Raw genomic sequence first — 24722 nt, forward strand, 5'->3', positions numbered from 1 at the left:
TGTGCCGGAGAAGGGCGTCTTAAAGGCGCTTCCCGGATGTGCGGCTATCTGTACTCGCGGATGAGGGCGGCGATGCGTTCGATGCCGGTCTTCACCACGTCGCGGCTGGGACCGTAGGAGAAGCGCACCCAGCTCTTGTAGGGCTCTTCGGCGGGACGGGTACGGTAGGGGCGCACGTCGAAGAAGCGGCCGGGCACCGTCATGACCTTGCGGGAAAGGCAGGCGTGGAAGAAGGCGTCCGCGTCGTTCAGCGGAGCGGGCAGATCGCGGATGCTGGCCCAGACGTAGAAGGTGCCGCGCGGTTCCGCCGCGGGGCGGATGCCGAGTTCGGCGAGGCCTTCGAGCATGATCTTGCGCTTGATGGCGAATTCCGCACGCAGTGCGGTGGTTTCCTGCTCCATGCGGCTTTCTTCCAGCGCGGCGAGGGTGGCGCGCTGAGAGAGCATGGAGGGACCGCCGTCCACGGCGCTGGCCGCACGGTTGAGCATTTCGATGATATGTTTGGGGCCTACCGCCCAGCCGGCGCGCCAGCCGGGGTACGGTGGCTTTTGGTGAGGCCGTCGAAGAGCACCACCGGATCCCTGTCCACATCCTCCACGAATTCCGCCACGGATACGGGACCGTCCGCAGGGGAACCGTCTTCACGGTAAATGAAGTGGGAGTAGAATTCGTCGCTCCCCAGCAGGCAGTTTTCGCGGCGCGCCGTGGCGACATAGCTTTCCAGCGTTTCCCCGGAGATGAGTTCGCCCGTGGGGTTGCAGGGGTTGGAGAACACGAAGACGTTCGCCCTTTCCTGATGGATGAAGTTTTCCAGCGTGGCGGCGGGAATGGAGAAGGCGTCTTCTTCGGAAGCGCGGATGGGCAGCAGCGCGCAGCGGTTGCGCAGGCTGTAGAGGTAGTCTTCGTAGGCGGTGTAGTCGGGGTTCTTGTAGGCGATGCGCGCGCCGTCGGCCAGAATGGTGTACAGACGGGTCAGGGCGAGGCGGCCGCCGCTGGCGAAACTCACGTTGTCCGCCGTGTACTTGGAACGGCCGCGGCGGTAGGTTCTGTTGACCATGTCGGCAATGGCTTCGCGCACTTCGCCGGTACCGCCCACGGGGCCGTAGGCATGGTCGGCGGGGGCGATGTCGATATGATTGATGCGTTCGGGGGCGCCGGGCATGTCGCCCACTTCCGGCTGCCCCTGACCGAGGTTGCACCAGTCGGGATGGCCGTTCCAGAAACCGAGCTTCGAGGCTTCATGCACGACCCATATCACGCCCATGTAGGGCACGTCGCGCACCATGGGGAAAGAGGAGGGCGTATCCATAAACAATGCTCCTTGGCATGGTTGGTGTTGCGCCTTCCGGCGGGGAGGGGAACGCCGCAAGCGCCGTTTTCAGGCTTTTGAAGCGTAAAACAAGACCCCTGCCGAAAGGCGGGAAAAGGGACGGGGCCCTTGTGTCCGGCCGGTTTTAGTCCAGCCGTTCCAGCGGCGTGTAGGTGCCGTCGGGATTGGGACGGAACACATAGTGTTCCTTGAGGAAGATGATGTCCTTGCGGTGCACGGACTGAAGTTCGGCCAGAATGGCGGCACGGGCCACCACTTCCGCGCCGGCGGCGCGGGCCAGGGATTCGATGGCTTCAATGGATTCGCCGGTGGCGATGACGTCGTCGATGAGGGCCACTCTCTTGCCCCTGATCTTTTCCGCTTCGCAGCCGTCGAGCCAGAGGGTCTGCTCCTTCTGCGTGGTCACGGAGAATACGGAATGGGAAATGGCGTTCTGCATGTAGGGCTTGCGGCTCTTGCGCGCCACCACGAAGTCCTTCATGCCCATGAGGCGGCTCATTTCATAAGTAAGGCAGATACCCTTGGCCTCGGCGGTCATGAGCACGTCCACCTCGGGCAGGCGCTTGACGAGTTCGGGCGCCACGGTCTGGATGAGTTCGGTGTCGGAAAGAACGACGAAGCTGGCGAGGGCGAGGTTGTCGCCGATCTTTACGAAGGGAAGCTTGCGCTTGAGTCCCAGAATGTCGAAATCAAAGTATTCCACGTTGCCTCCTGGCGTTTTTTATGGGGAAGTTCAGGCCCCGCCCGGGAAAGTCCGGACGGGGCGTATGATGTGCATTACGGCAGATAGACGGGAGCTCCCGGGCCCAGAGGCAGATCAAGCTGCATCCAGATGATGAGGAACAGGCCCCAGAAGAAGAGTATGCCGAGAGCGTAGGGCAGCATCAGAGAAATGATGGTGCCGAGTCCGGCGTTTTTCGCATACTTCTGCGCCACGCCGATGACGAAGGCCATGAAGGGTTCGAGAGGCGAAATGGCGTTGGTGGTGGAGTCGGCCACACGGTAGGCGGCCTGAATGAAGTAGGGGGAAAGCTGCATCTGCATGAGCATGGGCACGAAGATGGGGGCGAGCAGAGCCCACTTGGCCATGGCGCTGCCTATGAAGAAGTTGATGCAGGCCGTGAGGATGAGGAAGGACACGACGAGGGGAATACCGGAGAATCCCGTATGATTGAGGAAGTTCGCGCCCTGGATGGAAAGATACATGTCGAGGTTCGTGTAGGCGAAGCTGGACACGAACTGCCCGGCGGCGAAGCAGAGCACGATGAAGGGGGCGAATTCCCTCATGGAACGGCTCATGTAGCGCACCACGTCCTTGTCGTTGCGGATGCTGCGGGTGCTCACGCCGTAGGGGATGGAAACGGCGAGGAAGAAGCCGAGGAGAATGGGCACGAGAGAGTCGAGGAAGGGGGAAGGCACGATGCCGCCGGTCTTGGGATTGCGGAGTATGCCCTGTTCGGGAACCACGGTGAGCAGCACGAGAACAAGGTAGACCACGCCGCCGATGAGGGCCGCGCGCAGGCCGCGGCGTTCTTCATCCGTGAGGGACATGTCTTCGGTTTCCATGGCGCCTTCGTGCATGGCCACGCCTTCAAGGCGCGGTTCGACGAATTTTTCCGTGAGGAATACGATGACCGCCGTGACCACGAAGGTGGAAGCGGCCATGAAGTACCAGTTCACGGCGGGGTGCACGGTGAAGGACGGATCGATGATCTGTGCGGCCTGCTGGGTGATGGCGGCAAGGCCCACGTCGGTGCCCACCACAAGAATGTTGGCGTTGAGCCCGGCGGCGCAGCCTGCAAAGCCCGTGGCCATGCCTGCCAGAGGATTGCGGCCGAGCCCCTTGAAGATCATGGCGCCGAGGGGAGGCACCACCACGAAGGCCGCGCTGGAGGCCATGTTGCCGATTACGCCGCAGAAGGCGATGATGGCCGTCACCATGCTGCGGGGAGCGCTGAGAATGCTGCCGCGCAGTACGGCGGAAAGAAGACCGATTTCTTCCGCCACGCCGAGGCCCAGCATCATGACGAGCACCAGGCCCAGCGGTTTGAACTTCACGAAGTTGTCCACGCAGCTTTTGAGGAACCACGTCAGGCCGTCGGCCGAGGCGAGGCTCTTCACCACCAGGGCCTTGCCCTTGGGATCGACCATGGGCGTTCCCTGCAGCAGGAAGGAAAGCACCATGACCACCAGCGTGAGGATCAGAAAGATGGTGACGGGGTGGGGAAGCCGGTTGCCGGCCCGTTCTATGAAGCCGAGTATGCCGGAGAGATTTTCAATCTGTTCTTTCGCCATAGCCTGGAGCTCCTTGGCATGTTGAAATGGAGGGAAAAATGTGCAAAAGCATCACGCCGCAAAGACTCTTTGCGACGTGATGCCTGAAATCATGGAAAAAAAGTCAGTCGACGTCGGGAGTATTGAAGGCGTCGCGCGAGGTTTTGCGAAGCTCGGGGTCGGTGATGACGTCATAGCCCGTCATGGCCATGGCCTTTGCCGCCGTGAACATGCCCTTGTTGCCGCCTTCGGAGCGGCAGGCTTCCGCAAAAGCCGGAGTATGGCCCACGAGGTGCGCGCCGCCGATGGAAATGTAGGGATGGATGGAAGGCGCCTTGAAGCTGACGTTGCCCATGTCGGTGGAGTAGCTGCTCTGCACTTCCTCGATGTAGCTTTCTCCGAGGAGGTCGAGGTTGGCGGCGAAGGCGTGCAGCAGGGGCATGTTGTGCCTCATGGTGTAGTAGGGATGCGCGGAATGCCGCCAGGAGAAGGTGCAGCCGAGAGCCTCGGCGCAGCAGCGTGCGCAGTTGACCACGCGTTCGATGGTGCTGTCGAGGGTTTCGGGCCTGCGTGCCCGTACGCCGTAGCGCAGGCGGGCGAATTCGGGAATGGTGTTGATGGAGGTTCCGGTATCGGTGAGCAGGCCGTGAATGCGTACGTCGTGCGTCATGTGCTGACGCAGGCTGTTGATGCCCATGACGGCGAGAGCCGCGGCGTCCATGGCGTTGATGCCCTTTTCCGGCGCGCCTGCGGCATGGGCGGCCTTTCCGTGGAAGTCCATTTCAAGGTTGGCGCGGGAAATGAGCTGCTGCTTGAGTATGGTGCGGCCTTCGGCATGGGCGGCAATCACGGCGTCCATATCGTCGAAGAGCCCCGCATCGGACATGGGCACCTTGCCGCCGGCGTTCTTCACATTGCCTTCTTCGGCCGGGGTGCCGAACACATGCACGCTCCCGGCGGGGAGATGGCGGGCAAGAGCTACGGCCGCACCGCAGGCGGCCATGCCGAAGAGGTTGTGCCCGCAGGCGTGCCCGAGGCCGGGCAGAGCGTCGAATTCCGCAAGAAAGGCGACTTTCGGCCCGGCTTCCGAACCGGCCACGGCATGGAACGCCGTGGGCATGTCGAGCAGATTGCGCTCGACGCGGAAGCCGTTTGCTTCCAGAAAATCTGCCAGGCGGGCGGAAGATTTGAATTCCTGATAGCCGAGTTCCGGTTCGTCGAAGATGGCGGAGGCTATGTCCTTCATCTGCGTGGAAATGTTTTCGATCTCATCGAGCAAAAGACGCTTCTCTGGAGAGAGTTCAGGCATGGGGCCTCCTTTGAACGGCGTAGGTACGGAAAGTTCTAGGCAGATTACTCATTAATAGCTGAGGTGGCAAGAAAAAGAGCGCTCTTTTGGTCCGAAATTGTTTCGGTACGGAGCGCTCCTTTTCTGCTTTTTTTCTGGCCAGCTATTTTTCCGGGCGGTGTTTCTTCTTTTTCCCTTCCGCATTTTTCAGCGCGTTTTTCAGGGCGTCGCGACAGGTGCGCAGCACCGCAAGGCGAGCGGCCTTCTTGTCTTCGGCCGCTATGATGTGCCAGGGGGCGTAATTCGTGCTTGTTCTCAGGAACATTTCATCGGCGGCGCGCACATAGTCGGGCCAGCGTTCGCGGTTGCGCCAGTCGTCGGGGGTTATCTTGTACTGCTTCCACGGCGTTTCCTCGCGCTCCTTGAAGCGGCGCAGCTGTTCGTCGGGAGACATGTGCAGCCAGAACTTCACCAGCACGTTGCCGTCTGCGGTGAGCTGCTCCTCGAAGAGATTGATTTCCGCATAGGCGCGGCTCCAGTCCTCCTGTGCCGTCAGACCTTCCACGCGTTCCACCAGCACGCGGCCGTACCAGGAACGATCGTACACGGTAACGAAGCCCGCGCGGGGAATATGCCGCCAGAAACGCCACAGATAATGGTGGGCAAGCTCTTCGTCGGTGGGTACGCCTATGGGGATGGCCCGGCTGATGCGGGCGTCGATGCCGGCCATGAGGCGGCGTATGCAGCCGCCCTTGCCTGCGGCGTCCCATCCTTCGAAGACGATGGTGCTGGAAATTCCCTTTTTCCATGCCTGATAGGTGAGCTCGCGCAGTTCGTCCTGAAGGTCTTCCAGTTCCTTCTTATAGGTTGCGGGGTCGGCCCTGACGCTGAGGTCTATGGCGTCCAGCGTGGAGATCACGTTTTCCCTGGTGGAGGGTTCCTCCTTCGGGCGTGCGTTTCTGGCCTCCTGTTCGGCTTCGGCCCTTTCCACTGCGGCAATGACGGCGCGAGCCACGGCAAGATCCCGGTAATGGGCGTCCGCCGCATCCACGATGATCCACGGGGCAAAGGAGCGGTCCGTCAGGGTGATGGCCCGGGAAGCAGCGGAGGCAAGGGCCTCGTAGTTTTCCGAGGCTTTTTTGTCGTAGGGGGTGAAGTGGCGCACCTGCCTGTGTTCCAGCCTTTTTCTGAGGCGTTCGGCGTGTTCCTTTTTATCCAGATGCAGCCATATCTTGGCCATGGCCATGCCGGAGGCGGCGAGGCTTTCTTCCAGCCCCCGGTAATGATGCATACGGGAATCGAACTCCATTTCGCTCATCTCGCCTGTGCAGAACAGACGCATGGCTGCCCCGTACCAGCCGCCGAAGAACACGCCGACGGAACCGGCTTCGGGAAATCTCAGCCAGTAGCGCCAGTCGCGGGGGCGTTCGCGCTCGTCGTCGGTTTCCATCCAAAACACATGGTTGTGCACATGCTTGTTGTCCATCCATTCCGAGAGCAGATTGATCACGGCGCCGCGCCCTGCGCCGTCCACGCCTGCGACGGTGATGAGCAGCGGGATGTTTTTCTTGAGGCAGCGGCGTTGCGCCTCAAAGAGCTTCATGCGCAGAACGGGCGCTTCCTCCTTGAATTTCTTGTCGCTGCAACGCCTGCCGAGCACGACGTTTTCAAACATGGGAACCTCGCTTTTTCTGCCCGATGCATCGGGACGTCTTTTCATGCTTTTTCACTGTATCCGCCCCGTTTTGAAAGGGCAAGGGCAGAAGTCCGCCGTGATTTTCCCCCTCCGGGCGGGGCGTCTTCTTTACCCCCGGGAGGCGTTATGGCATATTCGTCACAAGCGTGCCCAAGGAGTGTATATGCCGGCAGTACATGTTCCCGAACATTCGCGCCCCCTTCTGGAGGCCTTTTCGTCAGGCCGTTCCTTCGAGCTGGACGGCTATGTGTTCGTCGCTGCGGACGACTGGCTCATGGCCATAGGCTACTGTCTGGACGGGGAGGAGAGCCCCGGGCGTTTTGAAAAGGCGCTGGAGGAGGCCGTCCGGCGCGAAAAGCCCGCGGACTGCTTCGCCATAGCCCCGAAGATGCCCGAAAGCCTGAAGCCTCATGTGCAGGACAGGGACGTGTACTACATTCTTCCGGCGGATTCCCCCGTGCCTTCCCGCCTGCGCGGGCCGGTGCGTCATGCCCGAGAAAGCCTTGTCGTGGACGAAACGCGCCTTTTCACGTCGGAGCACCGGCGTCTGTGGGCCGAATTTCTGGGGAGAATCCCGCTTCCTCCGCGTATCCGTCAGCTCTATTCGGGCACGGCGCAGGCCCTGAACAAGGGAGCGGACCTCAGGCTTCTGAACGCCTGGGATGCGGAGGGCCAGCTTGCGGCCTGCCTTCTTCTGGATTACTCCCTGCCCGACTGCGTAAGCTATGTGCTGGGCGCGCATTCCAAAACGCACTATGTTCCCCACGCGCCGGATCTGCTTTTTGCCGAAATGCTGGAGCGCGCCCGTGCGGAGGGCCGGCGTTCCATACTCCTCGGACTCGGCGTGAACGAGGGCATTACCCGCTTCAAGCGCAAGTGGGGCGGCGTGCGGGACGCAACGTATGAACTCGCCGTCTGGCAGCCTTCCTCCGCGCACGGGGAGAACGCCTTTTCCGAGATGGCGGCTCTTCTGGCCAGAAACATGGCCTCCGGCGGAGGCGACGTTTCGCGCTGGAAGTTCTTCGACGCTCTGCCCCGGCAGCGTCCCTGCGCCATGCTCTGGCGGCTGGACAAGAACGGCCGTACCTCTTGGATAGGCGGCTCGGCCCATTTCTTCTGCTGTTCCTTTGAATATTCCCTGCGTCGTCTTTTCGAGAACGTGGATACCGTGCTTCTGGAAGGTCCCATCGATTCCGAGAGCATGGATGAGGTGGCCCGCATAGGCCGCACGCCGGAGCCGGATGCGGACAGGGTGATACGGCATCTTTCCGAAGAGGACATACGCCGTCTTGAGCGCACGGTGTACGGGCCGGAAGGATTCTGGGCGAGGCTCGGCGGCTGGCAGAAGCCCCGCACGCTGGACGTGCGGCAGGTGCTTGCCGAAAGCCGCCAGTGGTATGCCTTCTTCGCCTTGTGGACGGCGTATCTGGAACGCAACGGCTGGACCAACTCCGTGGATCTTGAGGTGTGGAACACCGCTCTGGACATGGGCAAGTCGGTCATGGGCATGGAAAGTCTCGCCGAGCAGATCGCTTCTCTGGAATCGGCTCCCATGCCCCGCATCGTGAAGTTCATGAAGGACTGTTCCTTCTGGCCGACGCTCATGAAGAGCAACTGCAACCGCTATCTTGCGGGCGACCTCATGGGGATGATGGGGACGAGCGCGGAATTCCCCACCCGTACGGGCACCATCATCAGCGTGCGCGATCAGCGTTTCCGCGAGAGAATGCGGCCCTATATCGAACGGGGCGGCACGGCCGTATTCGTGGGGGCCGCGCACATGATCAATCTGCGCCACATGCTGGCGGAGGACGGCTTTACCCTGACGAGGGTGCTGCCTACCTGGAAGCACCGTTTCTCCGCATGGATACGGCGCGACGATTCCGTGGTTCTGCCCGGCAACCCGGATGCTCCCGTATGGGAAAAGGCGCCCGAGAACGTGCGTTCCCATGCGCTGCAAGGCACCGTTTCCCGGACCACGGGGCGGCCCGCGGCCTCGCACGGCCCTCTGTCCGGCCGTGCGCGCCGTGCGCTGGCCGACCTCGGGGCGCGCGCTCTCGTTCCCGAACAGATTCCATCCTATGTGCGGGCGGTTTCCGGCCGCAGGCTGCAATCCTGCGAAGGCTTTGCCGCATGGACCACGGCCGACAGCTGCACGCTGATCGCCTTCCCCTCGGAAGACGAGCTTGCCGCCTTCCCGCTGGAGAGCGAAGCGTATGCTCAGAGGCTGGAAAAGGCCGTTGCCTGTGCGCTGGCCATGCCCGATCTTCGGCGTATTACGGTGCTGGCTCCGACCATTCCCGCCGCCGCGCCCGGGCAGGCCGTGGTCGAACGCGACGCGTGGTGGTGCGTGAAGCTGCCGCATACGCCGGGGCAGAAGCTGCGCAACATGCTGCGCCGGGCGGAACGCGAAGCTTCCATAGCCGTGGAGGAATGGGGGGCCGAACACGATATGCTGGTGGATCATTATCTCAAGGTACGCACTCTCGCCCCCGGCACGCGGCATATTTTCGGCCGTGTGGGCGCGTACGTGCGTTCCTGCCCCGACGCGCTGCTTTTTTCCGCACGCGACGCATCGGGAAGGCTTCTTGCCATGGCCGTAGGGGATTACAGCGCGTTGAGCACCGCTTTTTACATGTTCGCCTTCCGGCAGGACGACTGTCCGCCCGGCGTGAGCGACGCGCTTTTGCGCGCCCTTGCCGATGAGGCGGAACGGCGGGGGCAGAGCACGCTGAACCTCGGCCTCGGTATCGACGGCGGCATCACCTTCTTTAAAAAGAAGTGGGGGGCCTGCCTTGCCATGCCGCATTTTGAAACGAGCTGGACCGTATAGGACGGCCGCTTCGGCGGGGAAGCCACGTCTCCGGCAATGACCGGAGAGGAGACGCTTCGGGTCTTGATTGCCGGAGACGGTTTTTACGGAGTATTTTCCAGGGGGAATGTATGCCTTCAAAGGTTGAAGCGCTGTTTTCGCAGTTCCGCGCGCCCGGGCTGTGGCAGGATATACGCGAGTTCTTTCACCCGCGAGGGATGGAATGCCTGCAGGTGGAAGTAACCTCGTGCTGCATGGGAAAATGCGTGTACTGTCCGCACACCACGCGCGCGGACGTATGGAAGAGCCGTCATATGTCCCCGGAAACCTTTGCCGCGTTGTGGCCCGTTCTGTGCAGAACGGGCAGGGTGCATCTGCAGGGCTGGGGGGAACCCTTTCTGAATCCGTACTTCATGGATTTCGTTTCCCTGGCGAGGCGTGCCGGGTGCGCGGTTTCCACCACCACCTGCGGTATGCGCATGGATGAGGAACTTGCCCTGCGTATTGTGGAAAGCGGCATGGATATCGTGGCCTTTTCCCTTACCGGTACCGACGAGGCGGGCAATGCAGCCCGTGCGGGGGTACCTTTTTCGCGGGTGGAGGAGGCGGTCCGCACGCTTCAGAAGGTGCGGCGCGAGAAGAACGCCGTGCATCTGGAAATACACCTGGCCTACCTCATGCTCGCCTCGCAGGTGGAGGGCGTGCGGGGGCTTCCCGAACTCATGGACGAGTGGGGCGTACATGCGGCCGTGGTCAGCACCATGGACTATATTCCTTCGCCGGACATGGCGCATGAGGCCTTCGCGCCCCATGAACGGGAAAAGATAGAGGCCGCGCGTGTGGTTCTGGAGGAAACGGGGGCGAAGGTACGCGCCTCGGGCCGCGATTTTTATGCGTCGCTTCCCGCGCCGGAACCGGCTCCCTGCTGCCGGGAGAGGGCGCACAGAACCATGTATGTGGATGCCGAAGGGCGCATTTCCCCCTGCGTGTACCTGAACGTACCTCTGGATGAGAAGGACGAGCGGCGTACCGTCTTCGGCAGCGTGGATGAAGAAAGTCCCGTGCAGATCTGGGAAAATCCGGAATACGCCGCCTTTCGCGCCGCCGTGCAGACGGCTGAACCGCCTTCCGCCTGCGTTTCCTGCGCCAAGCGTTTCGAGGCGCCCTGCGCGCTGAGAAGCTGAGTTTCTGCGCGGGCCTGCGCCATGGCCTGGCGGCTTTTCTGCGGAACAGGGCATTCCCTGCCGCATGGCCGTATGCGGAACATGGAGCGCTTTTTTGCAGGAAGCGCCTGTTCGTCAATCTCAGAAAACATCGGAGTCACTATGCTCATACGCCATGCAACCATGGCCGACCTCAAGGATATCGCCGCCGTGGAACGACGCTGCTTCCCGGAAGCGGAGGCCGCCACGGAAGAGGATTTCCGGGAAAGACTTGCGGCCTATGCCGACCACTTCTGGCTGCTGTTCGATGATGAGGGAACCCTTGTTTCCTTCATCGACGGCATGGCCACGGACGAGGCCGACCTTGCGGACGACATGTACAAGAATGCCTCTCTGCACCGCAGGGACGGAAAGTGGCAGATGATATTCGGCCTGAACACCCTGCCGGAACACAGAAGAAAGGGCTACGCAGCCCTGCTTGTCCGCAGCCTTGTGGAAGCCTCCCGGGAAAAGGGAAAGCTCGGCGTGGTGCTTACCTGCAAGGAAAGGATGATTCCCTACTATGCCTCCTTCGGCTTTGCGGACGAGGGCGTTTCCGGCTCCACCCATGGGAACGTGGTGTGGCATCAGATGCGGCTGAGCTTTTCCTCTTCCCGCGGCGGATAAGGAGGAAGGTTCCGCGCTGCGGCGGGTTTCGCACGGGGCGGAAGCGTATTCTTTCTTTTTCGGAAAAATTTGCCGAAGACTTTTAATTCGGGGAAAAAAGAGGGTTGCGGAGCGTTCCTGCTTCTGTTGTTTCGGAGAAGCCGCGTCGTTTTGCACAAAAGAGAAGAAAAAAGGGCGATGTCGGAACCTCCCGAAGGCTCCGGAGCCGCCCGGAAAAGTTAATTTTTCTTAATTTGAGGAAAAGAGAGATAAGCTTGCCGGATTATGATTTTTTTTGCACAAAAGGGAGCAGTATCGCCCGCCTGACCTTCTTGCATAAATTTTTCAGCTGGTCTACTTGCCTTTGGAGCAGAAACGGCAGGGCTTCCCGTCCGTAGCGGCAAAGACCCGCGCAACGGAAAATTCCGTTGCGAAACATGGGCGTCGGGGGGCGTGCCATGTCCGGTTCTGCGTTTGAGATCCGGCGGAAAACTTCCCCGTGCGTGGTTGTGCGGCGAGGGTCCGCCATAGGAGAGGTTGTTTGTATGGTTAGCTTCTTTCTGTGCCTGGCTCTTCTGATCATAGGCTACTTTACCTACGGCAAGCTGGTAGAGAGCACCTTTGGTCCTGACGACCGGGAAACTCCCGCCGTGGTCATCAACGACGGCGTCGACTATGTGGTGCTTCCCCAGTGGAAGCTTTTTCTTATCCAGCTTCTGAACATCGCCGGTCTCGGCCCCATCTTCGGCGCTCTGCAGGGCGCTCTCTGGGGTCCCGTGGTCTTTCTGTGGATCACCTTCGGCACCATTTTCGCCGGTGCCGTGCATGACTTCTTCTCCGGCATGACCAGCGAGCGCAACAACGGCGCTTCGGTTTCCGAAATCACCGGCATCTACCTCGGCTCCACCATGAAGACCATCATGCGCGTGTTCTCCGTGGTGCTGCTCGTCATGGTGGGTACCGTGTTCGCCGTCGGCCCCGCCGGCCTCATCGTCAAGCTGTGCAGCGAAGCGGGCGCCACGGGCATCATGCTCAACGCCTCCTTCTGGCTGGTCGTCGTGCTGACCTATTACTTCATCGCCACCTTCATTTCCATCGACAAGATCATCGGCAAGGTGTACCCCCTCTTCGGTATCTGCCTGATCATCATGGCCGTGGGCGTGGGCGCGGGCATCGTCATCAGCCCCGAATACCAGATTCCCGAAATCTGGGAGAACTTCACCAACATGCATCCCAAGGGCACGCCCATCTGGGCCTTCATGTTCATCACCGTGGCCTGCGGCGCCATCTCCGGCTTCCATGCCACGCAGTCGCCCCTCATGGCCCGCTGCATGAAGAGCGAACATCAGGGCCGTTTCGTGTTCTACGGCGCCATGGTGTGTGAAGGCATCATCGCCCTCATCTGGGCCGCCGCCGGCTGCTCCATCTACGAAATCACCAACGGTCAGACCACCGGCCTGCTGGCCAGCCTCGGTTCCGGCCAGTCCGCCGCCATTTACGACGTGTGCAGCAAGACCATGGGCGGCATAGGCATCGGCCTCGCCATGGTCGGCGTCATCGCCTGCCCCATCACCTCCGGCGACACGGCCTTCCGTTCCGCCCGTCTGGTGCTGGCCGACTGGTTCAAGGTCAACCAGACCAGCTACAAGAACCGCCTCATCTTCTGCGTGCCGCTGCTCGGCGCCGGCGCCCTCATCAGCCAGCTCGACTACTCCATCGTGTGGCGTTACTTCAGCTGGACCAACCAGACTCTGGCCATGATCGTTCTGTGGGCCGCCTCCATGTACCTCTTCCTCAACAAGAAGAACTACTGGATCACCGCCGTGCCCGCCACCTTCATGAGCGCCGTGTCCATCACCTACTTCTGCATGGCTCCCGAATGCCTCGGCCTCATCGTGAAGCTGCCCGTCAGCGTGGCCTACATTCTGGGCATCGCCGCTGCCGTGCTGTTCCTCGGTCTCTTCCTCCGTGCGACGAAGAAGCAGGCCTGATGAACCCGTAGCCTGACCCGGGGCCGCCGCGCGAACGGCGGCCCCTTTTTCTTTTCCCGCTTCCGGCGGGAAAACCTCTTTTCGGAGTTGACGATGCTGTATTTCAAACCCGCGAAGCTGGGCGATGCCGGTCTGGACGACCGGGAACTCAGGGAAGACCGGAAGGCCTGTCTGGTGTTCGGCCCCTGCGGCGTAGGCGCGAAGGCCCTGTATCTGAACAGCCTTTTTCTCGACCGCCGCTTCTATGTGCCGGTATCCAATATCCGCAGGGCCTACAAGCGCGTTGCCATGAGCAAGGGAGCGTTTACCGGCAAGGGCATTTTCGGTTCCATTCCCTACCTCGTGGTGGAATACGGCAGGGGCGAGAGCGTGCAGTGCACCTTCAAGCACGAACGCCATGTGGACATGATGATTGCCGAGATACAGCGCCGTTTTCCCCATATCAGGACCATGTCCGAAGCTGCGGCGAGAAGGCTTGCCGAGGCCAGGGCCGAAGAGGAGGCCCGATACAGGAAGAATCTTTCCCCGGAGGCTCAGGCAAGTCTGGAGAAGCTGCGCCGCGCGAAGGCCTTTTTGGAGGAGCGTCCCGATCTTGCCACGCGCCTTGCCGCCGCAAGCAAGGCCCGGCGCGTGGATCAGATGACGAACCCCATGCACAAGTGGGTGGCGCTGGCCATATTCTGCCTTGCGCTCGCCGCTTCCGTGTACGGCGTGTACGTCTGGTCGACCGGTTCCGGGGACTACGGACTGTACATCACCCTTGTCGGTCTGGCCGCGCTCTTTTTCTTCGCCGGGGCCAACGTGCTGCCTACGGCCCGCAACAACCGCCGGGCCATCATCGCAGCGCTGGACAAGGCGCGTGCCGATGTGCAGGAATATATTTCCACCTACCCGGATTTTCCTCTTCCCGCCCGTTATGCTCATCCGGCCACGCTTGCGCGGATGATCCGTTCCATACGCGAAGGCCGTTCCGAAACCGTGCCCGAAGCCTATGAGGACATGAAGGCCGTTCTGAAGTCCCTCAATTCCAGCGTGCGCGTCAGCCAGACGGAGTACGATGAGGTGGTGGCCGTCAAGCCCATGTTCCTTCTGGAAAACTACGAGTAGCGGAGTCTTTCTTCCGACGAAGAAGGCCGCGTTCCTCCGGGAGCGCGGTCTTCTTTTTTTCCTGGAGGGCGCGTTCCGGCGGAGGCTGCGGAGCGGAGACGGAAAAGGAAGGACTGCGGGGGAGAAAAGCCGCCGGAAAGAAGCGTGGAGAGCGCGGCGTGCCGGTATGCGGCGAAAGGCCGGGCAGACTCATGCCCGGGGCGGGGAACGGGGAAAACGGCGTCTTTGAAGCGGGGAGATGTTCCGGCAAGGCCCGGTCCCGGATGCGGGGGATGAAGAACCGCGGAAGGCGGACTCAGTGCCTTACGGAGTCGGAAAAGAGATTGATGACCGCCACGCCCGCGATGATGAGTCCGAGCCCGATGTAGGCGGGCAGATCCAGATGCTGCCTGAAGTAGAAAACGCCCACGGCGGAGATGAGCACGATGCCGAGCGCGCACCAGATGGCGTAGGCAATGCCCACGGGCATGGACTTGAGCACATGGGAGAAGGTGTAGAAGGAAACGATGTAGCCTGCGATGCAGCACAGAGTGGGCAGAGGCCTGGTGAACTGCCTGGATGCGTTCAGGCAGGAGGTGGCGAAGGTCTCGGCCAGAATGGCGATGACCAGAAGGCCGTAGGTGATGAAGGCTCCGCGCATGGTTTTCTCCTGAGGGGGGAAGAGAAGGCGTTGCTGCCCGGTGAACCGGACAGATGGAAAAGCGTGAGGCATCTCACGGGCAGGGAGGGCTGCGGCCTCCGTCATCCGCGAAAACGCATGAAGGCGCGAGAGACTCGCGCCTTGCCGGGCGGAACATACGGTGGGAAGTTCGGATGCGTCCCATGCTTTCGGGAACGGAATGCGGACGCGAAGGCGCCCGCCTCCTTTCGGAAGCGGGCGCGCGGTGATGAATGCCGGGTTACTGGATGGTTTCAGGATCGATGAAGATCCAGTTCTTGTTGGCGGTCACGGGCATGTTCAGCTCGTTCTGCTGCTGAGCGGACTTTTCGGCATGGTCGATGGTCCACATGGCCTTCTTGTCCTTCTTGGGGTCGCCGGGCTTGCGGTTGATCCACAGCTTGAGGCCGCCGCGTTCCACGTTCACGCTTTCCAGCATGTAGGTGTCGGAACCGGTGGAGTCGCCGCCGGCCATGATGGGACGCTGCCACTGGTTGATGTAACCGATGGTGGAACCCTGCTTGCCTTCAAACCAGGTCATGGGGTTGGTGAGGAAGGACGTGGTCACGAGGTCCATGTTCTTCTTGGGATCGAACTTGCCTTCGCGGATCTGCATGCGGGAGTTGGTGAGCTCGCCGGTCTTGGGGTCCTTGAGCAGCACGGTCACGCCGATGACCTTTTCAGGATCTATGTTGTAGCCGTACTTGGGATCGCAGGCCACCATGCGGATGATTTCTTCGTGAGCGGCGGTCATGATGTACACGTCGATGCCGTTTTCACGCAGCTTGGCATAGAGTTCCTGCATGCCGCGGAACATCTTGGGGATGGGAAGCTTCACGGTGACGACCTTGTCGCCGTCCCATACCTGGCGTTCGATGGGCTTCTTGAGGGCCAGCATTTCATCGAGGTTCTGCTTGAGTTCCTTCAGCGTGAAGCCGGCAAAGATCTGCGAAGCCCAGGGGTAGCTGATGAGGTCGTGCATTTCGCACAGACGCCAGTAGTAGCTCGTCATGTTTTCCTTGCCGCCCTTGAAGTCCGGGCTGTCCTTGAAGGGGATGAGCTTCAGGGACGGATCCATGGTGTCGCGGGTCAGCAGTCCCTTCTGATCCATGTAGGCCAGCAGCGGGTCCAGAAGGTCGTAGCGGTAGGTGGTCTGATCCATGTCGAAGGTGGCGTACTGGCCCTGATGGGCGTTGGCCTGAATCATGGCTTCGATCTGAGCGCGGGCTTCCTTGGGCCAGTGCTTGAGTTCGGTGGCCGCGTTCGCGCTGCCGACCATCATGGCGCAGCAGAAGGCGGAGGCAAGCAGAGCATTGAGAAGTTTCTTGATCGTCATGGAGACCTCCAGAGCTAGGGTGTGAATTCCGGGTCCTGTTACCTGATGTAGTTGTTGATGGTGGCGATGGCTTCCGCTCCGGCGCGGAAGAACACACGCACTTCTCCGTTTTCATCAAGGTCGAAACGCGACTCCTCGAGCAGACCGTTGGATTCCGCCGTCATGAGGGCGGTGAGCACGTCTTCCTTGTTGAGTGCCTTGAAGCTGCCGTATTCGGGCTTGAGCGCTTCGATCACGTTTTCGGGGCAGGCTTCCTGTCCGTTGGTGAAGAGCTTGAGAATGGCGAAGTTCAGAGGCATCATGGTTCAGCCCTCCTTCTTCTTCGTGAAGAACGCCAGGGGATTGGTGGCGATGGTGAAGATGCCGATGATCATGAGGATGGCGGCGATCCAGGCGATGAGGGGCATGTCCCAGCCGTCGATGCCGAACACGAGGCCGATCCAGATCCAGCAGAAGAAGGGCCCCCAGAAGGAGAACATGCCGTTGCAGGCCATGCCGAGGGCCGCGCCGCACATGGCGTTGCCCTTGTACCAGAGCATGAAGCCCCAGTAGCAGGCGAAGCCGCCGACGACGAAGAACTTGAGCGATTCGGTGTCGAGCAGGGCCTGAGTAATGACGGCAAAGCCGTCCGCGCCGCCGATCATGGCGAGGATGGGAACCATGATGATGAGGTTGGAAAGACCGTTGGTCACTTCGCGGATGGCGATGCTCACTTCAGGATCGATCATGGAGGAGGCATAGCCGCCCACGCACCCTTCGATGCCCCAGCCGAGCGCCGCGCCGAAGCCGAACAGAAGGCCCAGCATCATGTTGGGATGCGCTTCCGTGCCGCCCATGCTGGACATGCCGATGAGAGCGCTGGCCCCGAAGCAGATGACGATGCCGAGCATCATGCGCGGCGTAAGGGGCTGCTTGAACAGTATGCGGGCGAGAATCGCGCCGATGGCGGGGCACAGGGCGCTGATAGGCACCACGATGGACCCGGCCTGCTGAAGGCCTATGACGTAGGCCGTGGAGGCGAAGGGGCCGCCTATGAGGGCGGCGCAGGCGAGAATGGCGCCGGGTTTGGTCTTGAAGCTGCGGCCGAAGTCGCCGAGTTTGCCTTTCCATGCGGCGATGAGCAGGGCCCATGCGGCGCTGAAGGTGTCGGTGAGGGCCGCGCCGAGGGCGCTCAGCATGAAGGCCACGGCAAAGGGCGTGAAGCCTGAGTTCTCACCGTACCATGAGGTCCAGATGCCTACGGACATGGCGAGCGTCATGAACGCCGTGTAGTTGCCGTAGGTGACGCCCGACATGATGGCGGTGATGATGCCCCTGCGCCGGAAGCCGTCCGCAAGCCTTTTCTTTGCCGCTGCCGCAGCCTGGTTCGGTGCGCCGCTTGTCTGCGCCATGTGTCCTCCTCGGTTTGGAACGCTTTTGCACCGCCGCCGTGGGGGGTGCCTGCATCCTTAAATAATTGCGGGCCTTATCGTGCAGCGCCGCGGCGGACAGCCGCGAAGCCGTTTTTCCGGGGCAAACCTTCCCCTCGGGGAGAAGGCGCATCGAAATGCCTTCGGCTCCTTTTTTTCGGAAAGAGCTTTCCGTCAAGGGGAAGCCCTGAGACTCTTCCCTTCGGGGAACCTTCAGGATTAATCCTGTAAAAAACACATGTTGGCGTAATCATGTATAGAATAACCTTTCCCCTAGGGGAAAGGTCAACCCCGATTTTCACAAGGAAAGGCGTTCTTTCACCGCCTCTCGGAGAGAAAAATTTTTTTGCCTGATATTATAGGCTGTTCCCTTTTCCCATGTGAGAAAAAAAACTTAATATTGGCGTAATATTTGCCGGAAAAGGGCGGAGGAATCTTTTCCATCTACCTTGAATGAATAAACAAACAGTTTTTTTGAAAACGCCGCAACAGCGTGAGTTTCCTTGCCTTTGAACGCTCTGGACGTTTTTTTTTCTCTTCGGCGCTTTTCGGGGAAATGTTCTTGACCTTCCCCTATAGGGAAAGGCTATGATGATCATACTATCCAAAACAGGTTTTCGCCGGGTCTGTTCCGGCTTGAACAGAAATTCCGAACCGGATGGAGAGAGTATGAGGTATCACGCTGAAGAGGCCATGGGCCTCATTGAAACCCTTGGGATGGTTCCTGCCATCTACGGCGCGGATGCCATGCTGAAGGCCGCCGATGTCCAGCTTTTCTCCTATGAAAACGTAGGCTCCACGCTGGTGACCATCATGGTCAAGGGCGATGTGGCGGCGGTTCGCGCCTCCGTGGAGGCGGGCCGGGCCGCGGCTTCTTCCATAGGCAAGCTGACGGCGCACAACGTGATGCCCCGCCCCGTGCGCGGTGTGGGCGATATCGCCATGGTGCACAGCGTTCTCGACGAACCCGTCGATCCTCCGCTCCGTTCTCTTGCGCTCATCGAGACTTTCGGCATCGTGTACATGCTTGAGGCCGCCGACGCCATGATCAAGGCCGCCGATGTGGAACTCATCGGGTACGAGAACGTGGCTTCCGGCTATATTTCGGTGCTCACGCAGGGCGACGTCGCGGCCTGCAAGGCCGCCGTGGCCGCGGGCATCAAGGCCGTGGAGGCCATGGGGGCTTCCGTGTACAGCTCCTGCGTCATTCCCACCCCGCACAGGGATCTGGTGAAGATGACGCGCCGCTACGCCATCGAGAATCTTCTTGCCTGACGGCGTTCCCCCACCGGAACGGACGCCGCCGGAAGCGGGGCCTGAATGATGATTGCCGATAAAGACCTGCTTTCCATGCAGTACGCCAGAATCCTTGCGGAAAACGCGAGGGAGGCGCAGAAGAAGCTGGCCGCCTTTTCTCAGGAGCGGCTGGATGAGATCGTCGAACATGTGGCCGGAGAAATGGAGGCCCATGCCCGCGCCCTTGCCGTCATGTCCTTCGAGGAGACGGATTACGGCCGCAGGGAAGACAAGCTGGCGGAAATTCTCTTTGTGTGCCGCAGGGTGCGCGAAGCTCTGCGCGGTATGCGCTGCGTGGGGCCTCTGAAGTGCGACGCCTCCGGCAATGTGCTGGAAGTCGGCGTGCCGCGCGGCGTCATTGCGGCGCTGTGCCCCTCCACGAGTCCCGTTTCCACCACCATCTATAAGGCGCTGCTCGCCGTAAAGTCGGGCAACTGCATCATTTTCACCCTGCATCCGCGTGCGGAACGCTGCATGGGGCGTACTCTCGACCTCATCATTTCCGCCGCATCCGCCTGCGGTTTGCCGGAAGGGGGCATTTCCTATCTCTCCACCACGACCAAGAGCGGTACGGTGGAGCTCATGCGGCATCCGGCCGTGTCTCTGGTGCTCGCCACGGGCGTGACGGCCATGCTGGAGGCTGCGGAAGCCTCGGGCAAGCCGCTCATCTGCGGCGGCACGGGCAACGGGCCCGCCTTCATCGAGCGCAGCGCCGACGTGCGGGCGGCCGTGCGGGACATCGTGTTCAGCAAGACCTTCGACTGCGGCATCGCTCCTTCCGCTGAACAGTGCGTGGTGGTGGACGCCCGCATTGCGGAAGAGACGCGGCGCGCCTTTGAAGCGGAAGGGGCCTGGTTCATGGGCGAGAAGGAAACCCGCGCCCTGGCCGGGGTGCTCTTCCATCACGACGGCAGGCGCCGCCGCGACATGCTCGGCATAGACGCTCCCACCCTGGCCCGCCGGGCCGGATTCGAGGCTCCCGCCGGGACGAAACTGCTCATTGCCGAGCGCAAATATGTTTCCGATACCGACGTGTACAACAGGGAGCTTCTGGCTCCGGTTCTGCCTTGGTATGTGGAGGATGACTGGATGCACGCCTGCGAGAAGTGCATCGAGCTTCTTCTCTTCGACCGGGCGGGCCACACGCTGGTCATCCATTCCCGCGACGCGGAGGTCATACGGCAGTTTGCGCTGAAGAAGCCCGTGGCGAGGCTTCTGGTGAACACTCCGGCCGTGTTCGGCGGCATGGGCGCCACCACGGAACTTTTCCCCGCCATGACGCTGGGCAGCGGTCTGGCCGGGCACGGCATGACTTCCGACAATGTTTCCCCCATGAACCTCGTCTACATCCGCAGAGTCGGCTACGGCGTGCGGAGCGCGGACGACGTGCTTCGCTCCCTTCACGACAGGATTCCCGAAGGGACCGTTCCCTGTGCCTGCCCGCCGCAGGCGGACAACGAAGACAGGCTTGAAACGCTGCGCCGGCTTCTGAGAGAGGCCGTGCGGGCCCTATCCGCTGAACAGAAATGACGGTATTTTCACCAACGGAGGAAGTATAGTGGATCTTCACGACTTTTCCAGCAAGATTGCGGAGGCGACCAGGAACCTTTCCCCTGCGGAAAGGGAAACCCTGCGCAAGATCTTTGAAGGCGTTTCTCTGGAGCTTCTTGAGAAGGCCGCTGCGGCCGTTCCCGCCGCGCCCGCTCCTTCCGCCGCGTGCGACCACGGGACGGGCATTCCCGACGGGCCTACCGAAAGGCATAAGCGCCTGAAGGCCAACTTCCTGAAGCAGGTGCCCACCATTTCCATCCACCGCGCCCGCGTGATCACCGAAATCGACAAGGCCAACCCCGGCCTGCCGAAGATCGAGCTGCGCGCCAAGGCCTTCCGCCGCTGCTGCGAAACCGCGCCGCTGGTCATCCAGAAGGACGAACTCATCGTGGGCTGCCCCTGCGGCGGGCCGCGTACGGGCGCGTTCTCTCCCGATATTTCCTGGCGCTGGCTGCGCGACGAACTCGACACCATCGCCCACCGTCCGCAGGACCCCTTCTTCATCTCCGAAGAAGACAAGAAGATTCTGCGTGAGGAAATCTTCCCCTACTGGCAGGGCAAGTCCGTGGACGAATACTGCGAAGCGCAGTACCGCGAAGCGGGCGTGTGGGAACTTTCCGGCGAATCCTTCGTGTCCGACTGCTCCTACCATGCGCTGAACGGCGGCGGCGACTCCAACCCCGGCTACGACGTCATCCTCATGAAGAAGGGTATGCTCGACATTCAGCGCGAGGCGCGCGAGCACCTGGAACATCTGGATTACGAGAACCCCGAGGATCTGGACAAGATCTACTTCTACAAGTCCATCATCGATACCACCGAAGGCGTGATGACCTACGCCCGCCGCCTGTCGGAATACGCCGCCGAGCTCGCCGCTCAGGAATCCGATCCGGTGCGCAAGGCCGAGCTTCTGAAGATATCCGAGGTGAACGCCCGCGTGCCCGCGCATGCGCCCTCCACCTTCTGGGAAGCCATTCAGGCCGTGTGGACCGTGGAATCCCTGCTGCCCGTGGAAGAAAACCAGACGGGCATGTCCATCGGTCGCGTGGACCAGTACATGTATCCCTTCTTCAAGGCCGACATCGAATCCGGCCGCATGACCGAATATCAGGCTTTCGACCTGGCCGGCTGCATGCTCATCAAAATGTCGGAAATGATGTGGCTCACGAGTGAGGGCGGTTCCAAGTTCTTCGCCGGCTATCAGCCCTTCGTGAACATGTGCGTGGGCGGCGTCACCCGCGAAGGCCGCGACGCCACCAATGAGCTGACCTACCTGCTCATGGATGCCGTGCGTCATGTGCGCATCTATCAGCCTTCCCTTGCCACCCGCGTGCACAACAAGTCGCCCGAGAAGTACCTGCGCAAGATCGTGGACGTCATCCGCTCCGGCATGGGCTTCCCGGCCGTGCACTTCGACGATACCCACATCAAGATGATGCTCGCCAAGGGCGTGTCCATGGAAGACGCCCGCGACTACTGCCTCATGGGCTGCGTGGAACCGCAGAAGGCGGGCCGTCTCTACCAGTGGACCTCCACGTCCTACACCCAGTGGCCCATCTGCATCGAGCTTGTGCTCAACCACGGCGTGCCGCTCTGGTACGGCAAGAAGGTCTGCCCCGACCTCGGCGATCTTTCCCAGTTCGACACCTGGGAGAAGTTCGACGCCGCGGTGAAGGAACAGATCAAGTACATCACCAAGTGGACCTCCGTGGCCACCGTGATTTCCCAGCGCGTGCACCGCGAGCTTGCTCCCAAGCCCCTCATGTCCGTCATGTACGAAGGCTGCATGGAACACGGCTGCGACGTATCCTCCGGCGGTGCCATGTACAACTTCGGCCCCGGCGTGGTCTGGAGCGGCCTTGCCACCTACGCGGATTCCATGGCCGCCATCAAGAAGCTGGTGTACGACGACAAGAAGTACACGCTCGAACAGCTCAACGAGGCTCTCAAGGCGGACTTCCAGGGCTATGATCAGCTCCGTGCCGACTGCCTCGCCGCGCCCAAGTACGGCAACGACGACGACTACGCGGACTACATCGCCGCCGATCTCATCGCCTTCACCGAACGCGAGCACCGCAAGTACAGAACGCTGTATTCCGTGCTGAGCCACGGCACGCTTTCCATCTCCAACAACACTCCCTTCGGTCAGCTCACCGGCGCATCCGCCAACGGCCGCCATGCCTGGCTGCCTCTGTCCGACGGCATCAGCCCCACGCAGGGCGCGGACTACAAGGGACCCACGGCCATCATCAAGAGCGTGTCCAAGATGGCCAACGACAACATGAACATCGGCCTCGTGCACAACTTCAAGCTCATGAGCGGCCTGCTCGACACGCCGGAAGGCGAGAACGGCATCGTGACGCTCATCCGCACGGCCAGCATCCTCGGCAACGGCGAGATGCAGTTCAACTATCTTGATAACGACACGCTGCTGGAAGCCCAGCAGCACCCGGAAAACTACCGTGATCTGGTGGTCCGCGTGGCCGGGTACAGCGCCTTCTTCGTGGAGCTGTGCAAGGACGTGCAGGACGAAATCATCAGCAGAACGGTGCTGCGCTCCATCTAGCGCAGGCTGAGGCAGTGACGCGGAGCCCGGCCGCAAGGCCGGGCAAAGATTCCAAGAGACGAGCGGAGCGGTTTCATCGTGGAAAGAAAAGCGCTGATATTCAACATACAGAAGTACAATCTGTATGACGGACCCGGCATCAGGACGCTGGTCTTTTTCAAGGGCTGCCCCCTGCGCTGCCTCTGGTGCTCCAACCCGGAAGGCCAGCATCGCGCCTACCAGATTCTTTTCAAGAAGGACCGGTGCGTGAACTGCGGCGCGTGCGTCGCGGCCTGTCCCGCCGGGGTGCACGCCATGGCCGATTCTCTGCACGTCATCCGGCGTGAAGTGGAATGCGTGGGCTGCCGTGCCTGCGAGAAGGCCTGCCCGCAGTCCGCCATAAGCGTCACCGGCGAGTACCGCACCATTTCGGAAATCATGGACGTCATCGAAGAGGACAGACCCTTCTACCAGAGTTCCGGCGGCGGCGTGACGCTCGGCGGGGGCGAGGTGTTCATGCAGCCCGAGGCCGCCGTCAACCTGCTCACCACCTGCAAGGAGAGGGGCATCAACACCGCCATCGAAACCTGCGGCTACGCGCGGGCCGAAGTGGTGCGCCGCGCCGCGGAAGTGACGGATCTTTTCCTTTTCGACGTGAAGCACATGAACTCCGACAGGCATTATCAGCTTACCGGCGTGCGCAACGAGCTCATCCTCGAAAACCTGCGCTGGCTCATGGAGAACCGCTGCAACGTCAAGGTGCGCGTGCCGCTTCTGCGGGGCGTGAACGACGGCGAGAGCGACATCGAGGCCATGGTGCGCTTTCTCGCTCCCTACAAGGACCATCGCAACTGCAAGGGCATAGACCTTCTGCCCTATCACAAGATGGGCGTGAACAAGTACGCCCAGCTCGGAAGGGAATATCCCATGCAGGGCGACCCCGCGCTGGATGAAGCCGGACTGGCGAGGGTGGAAGATATCATCAGGCGTCACGACTTTCCGGTAACGGTGATCAGGCACTGAGCCTGAGGAGGCTTTTCCATGCTGGCACTCGGACTTGTGGAAACCAGAGGACTGCTTGCGGCGATTGAGGGCGCGGACGCCATGCTCAAGGCCGCCGATGTGCGCCTTCTGGAAAAGAACCTGGCCACCGGCGGACTGGTGACCATTACCGTGGCGGGCGAGGTTTCCGCGGTGCAGGCATCCGTGGATGCGGCAAAGGCCTGCATCCTGCGTATTGCCGGGGCGGAGCTTGTGTCCACCCATGTCATCCCCCGGCCGGATGAGGAACTTGCCGGCATTCTGCGTCTGGACCCCGACGCGGAGCCGGAACCCGCGCCCGAACCTCCCCTGCCTCCGGCAGCTCCGGCAAAGGGCGGAGAGTCGCGCAGCGCGGCCTTCGTGAGTGAGGAAAAGCAGCAGATTTCCGGTACGGTGAAGGAAGAGGGCGCGGACAACGCCCAAGCCGAAGCCAGACTGAAGAGAATGAGCCTGAACAGGTTGCGCCAGATGGCCTGGAACATGGAAGGCCTGTCCATGTCCGAGGAAGCCGTGGCGTCGGCCGACAAAAAATCCCTGATTGCCGCCATATTGAAGGCTTCAGGAAAATAGAGGAGTAGTT

The 24722-nt window shown here is 61.2% G+C and carries 20 protein-coding genes; 10 read left to right on the top strand and 10 right to left on the bottom strand.

All coding sequences use genetic code 11. From position 1 onward, the window contains the following. Positions 1–44: 44 nt before the first annotated feature. The 6 genes from CZ345_RS17540 to pap form a co-directional block, all read right to left on the bottom strand. Complete coding sequence (locus CZ345_RS17540; protein WP_275425386.1) at positions 45–488, bottom strand: aminotransferase class I/II-fold pyridoxal phosphate-dependent enzyme; 444 nt, start codon at positions 486–488, stop codon at positions 45–47. A 20-nt stretch (positions 489–508) separates the two neighbouring features. Beyond that, positions 509–1309: an aminotransferase class I/II-fold pyridoxal phosphate-dependent enzyme gene (locus tag CZ345_RS17545; protein WP_083717138.1), complete on the bottom strand. Its 801-nt coding sequence runs from the start codon at positions 1307–1309 to the stop codon at positions 509–511. A gap of 145 nt (positions 1310–1454) precedes the next feature. Then, the gene (locus CZ345_RS04685) at positions 1455–2033 is read right to left on the bottom strand and encodes a phosphoribosyltransferase family protein (RefSeq protein ID WP_077072039.1); all 579 of its coding nucleotides are present in this window, start codon (positions 2031–2033) and stop codon (positions 1455–1457) included. A 74-nt stretch (positions 2034–2107) separates the two neighbouring features. Beyond that, entirely contained in the window at positions 2108–3625 is a 1518-nt protein-coding gene (locus CZ345_RS04690) for an AbgT family transporter (RefSeq protein ID WP_077072040.1), read from the bottom strand. Positions 3626–3728: 103 nt separating this feature from the next. Beyond that, complete coding sequence (locus CZ345_RS04695) at positions 3729–4913, bottom strand: amidohydrolase (protein WP_077072041.1); 1185 nt, start codon at positions 4911–4913, stop codon at positions 3729–3731. A 142-nt stretch (positions 4914–5055) separates the two neighbouring features. Continuing rightward, a complete protein-coding gene (gene pap / locus CZ345_RS04700; protein WP_239446615.1) occupies positions 5056–6612 on the bottom strand; it encodes a polyphosphate:AMP phosphotransferase in 1557 nt (518 codons plus the stop codon). 139 nt (positions 6613–6751) lie between these two features. Here pap and CZ345_RS17345 point away from each other — a divergent pair, with 139 nt between their 5' ends. The 5 genes from CZ345_RS17345 to CZ345_RS04735 all read left to right on the top strand — a co-directional run bounded on the left by CZ345_RS17345 (position 6752) and on the right by CZ345_RS04735 (position 14306). Then, a complete protein-coding gene (locus CZ345_RS17345) occupies positions 6752–9421 on the top strand; it encodes a TraB/GumN family protein (RefSeq protein WP_239446616.1) in 2670 nt (889 codons plus the stop codon). Positions 9422–9531: 110 nt separating this feature from the next. Further along, positions 9532–10584: a radical SAM protein gene (locus CZ345_RS04720; protein ID WP_077072042.1), complete on the top strand. Its 1053-nt coding sequence runs from the start codon at positions 9532–9534 to the stop codon at positions 10582–10584. Between the two features lie 141 nt (positions 10585–10725). After that, a complete protein-coding gene (locus CZ345_RS04725; protein WP_204224226.1) occupies positions 10726–11229 on the top strand; it encodes a GNAT family N-acetyltransferase in 504 nt (167 codons plus the stop codon). 524 nt (positions 11230–11753) lie between these two features. Further along, complete coding sequence (locus CZ345_RS04730) at positions 11754–13199, top strand: carbon starvation CstA family protein (RefSeq protein ID WP_077072043.1); 1446 nt, start codon at positions 11754–11756, stop codon at positions 13197–13199. A 93-nt stretch (positions 13200–13292) separates the two neighbouring features. Beyond that, on the top strand, positions 13293–14306 hold the full coding sequence (locus CZ345_RS04735) for an ATPase P (RefSeq protein ID WP_077072044.1): 1014 nt from the start codon (positions 13293–13295) through the stop codon (positions 14304–14306). Positions 14307–14601: 295 nt separating this feature from the next. Here the strand turns inward: CZ345_RS04735 and CZ345_RS04740 are convergent, their stop codons facing one another. The 4 genes from CZ345_RS04740 to CZ345_RS04760 all read right to left on the bottom strand — a co-directional run bounded on the left by CZ345_RS04740 (position 14602) and on the right by CZ345_RS04760 (position 17691). Next, entirely contained in the window at positions 14602–14946 is a 345-nt protein-coding gene (locus tag CZ345_RS04740) for a DMT family transporter (RefSeq protein ID WP_077072045.1), read from the bottom strand. Between the two features lie 259 nt (positions 14947–15205). Beyond that, on the bottom strand, positions 15206–16300 hold the full coding sequence (locus CZ345_RS04750) for an HAD family hydrolase (RefSeq protein WP_077072047.1): 1095 nt from the start codon (positions 16298–16300) through the stop codon (positions 15206–15208). A 38-nt stretch (positions 16301–16338) separates the two neighbouring features. Next, a complete protein-coding gene (locus CZ345_RS04755) occupies positions 16339–16602 on the bottom strand; it encodes a hypothetical protein (protein WP_077072048.1) in 264 nt (87 codons plus the stop codon). Between the two features lie 3 nt (positions 16603–16605). Next, positions 16606–17691, bottom strand: a complete 1086-nt coding sequence (locus CZ345_RS04760) for an EamA family transporter (protein WP_077072049.1) — start codon at positions 17689–17691, stop codon at positions 16606–16608. A 687-nt stretch (positions 17692–18378) separates the two neighbouring features. On the opposite strand from CZ345_RS04760, the gene CZ345_RS17775 reads away from it, so the two are divergent. From CZ345_RS17775 to CZ345_RS17595, 5 genes are all read left to right on the top strand, one after another. Beyond that, positions 18379–18984, top strand: a complete 606-nt coding sequence (locus tag CZ345_RS17775) for a BMC domain-containing protein (protein WP_077072050.1) — start codon at positions 18379–18381, stop codon at positions 18982–18984. A gap of 45 nt (positions 18985–19029) precedes the next feature. After that, the gene (locus tag CZ345_RS04770; RefSeq protein WP_077072051.1) at positions 19030–20535 is read left to right on the top strand and encodes an aldehyde dehydrogenase family protein; all 1506 of its coding nucleotides are present in this window, start codon (positions 19030–19032) and stop codon (positions 20533–20535) included. A 28-nt stretch (positions 20536–20563) separates the two neighbouring features. Continuing rightward, positions 20564–23122 (top strand): choline trimethylamine-lyase, encoded by a 2559-nt coding sequence (gene cutC / locus CZ345_RS04775; RefSeq protein WP_077072052.1) that lies wholly within the window; start codon positions 20564–20566, stop codon positions 23120–23122. A gap of 78 nt (positions 23123–23200) precedes the next feature. Beyond that, entirely contained in the window at positions 23201–24124 is a 924-nt protein-coding gene (gene cutD / locus CZ345_RS04780; RefSeq protein ID WP_239446617.1) for a choline TMA-lyase-activating enzyme, read from the top strand. An 18-nt stretch (positions 24125–24142) separates the two neighbouring features. Next, entirely contained in the window at positions 24143–24712 is a 570-nt protein-coding gene (locus CZ345_RS17595; protein ID WP_077072054.1) for a BMC domain-containing protein, read from the top strand. The last annotated feature ends 10 nt before the right edge of the window (positions 24713–24722 follow it).

It is taken from the genome of Mailhella massiliensis, assembly GCF_900155525.1.
In the GTDB taxonomy this organism is placed as follows: domain Bacteria; phylum Desulfobacterota; class Desulfovibrionia; order Desulfovibrionales; family Desulfovibrionaceae; genus Mailhella; species Mailhella massiliensis.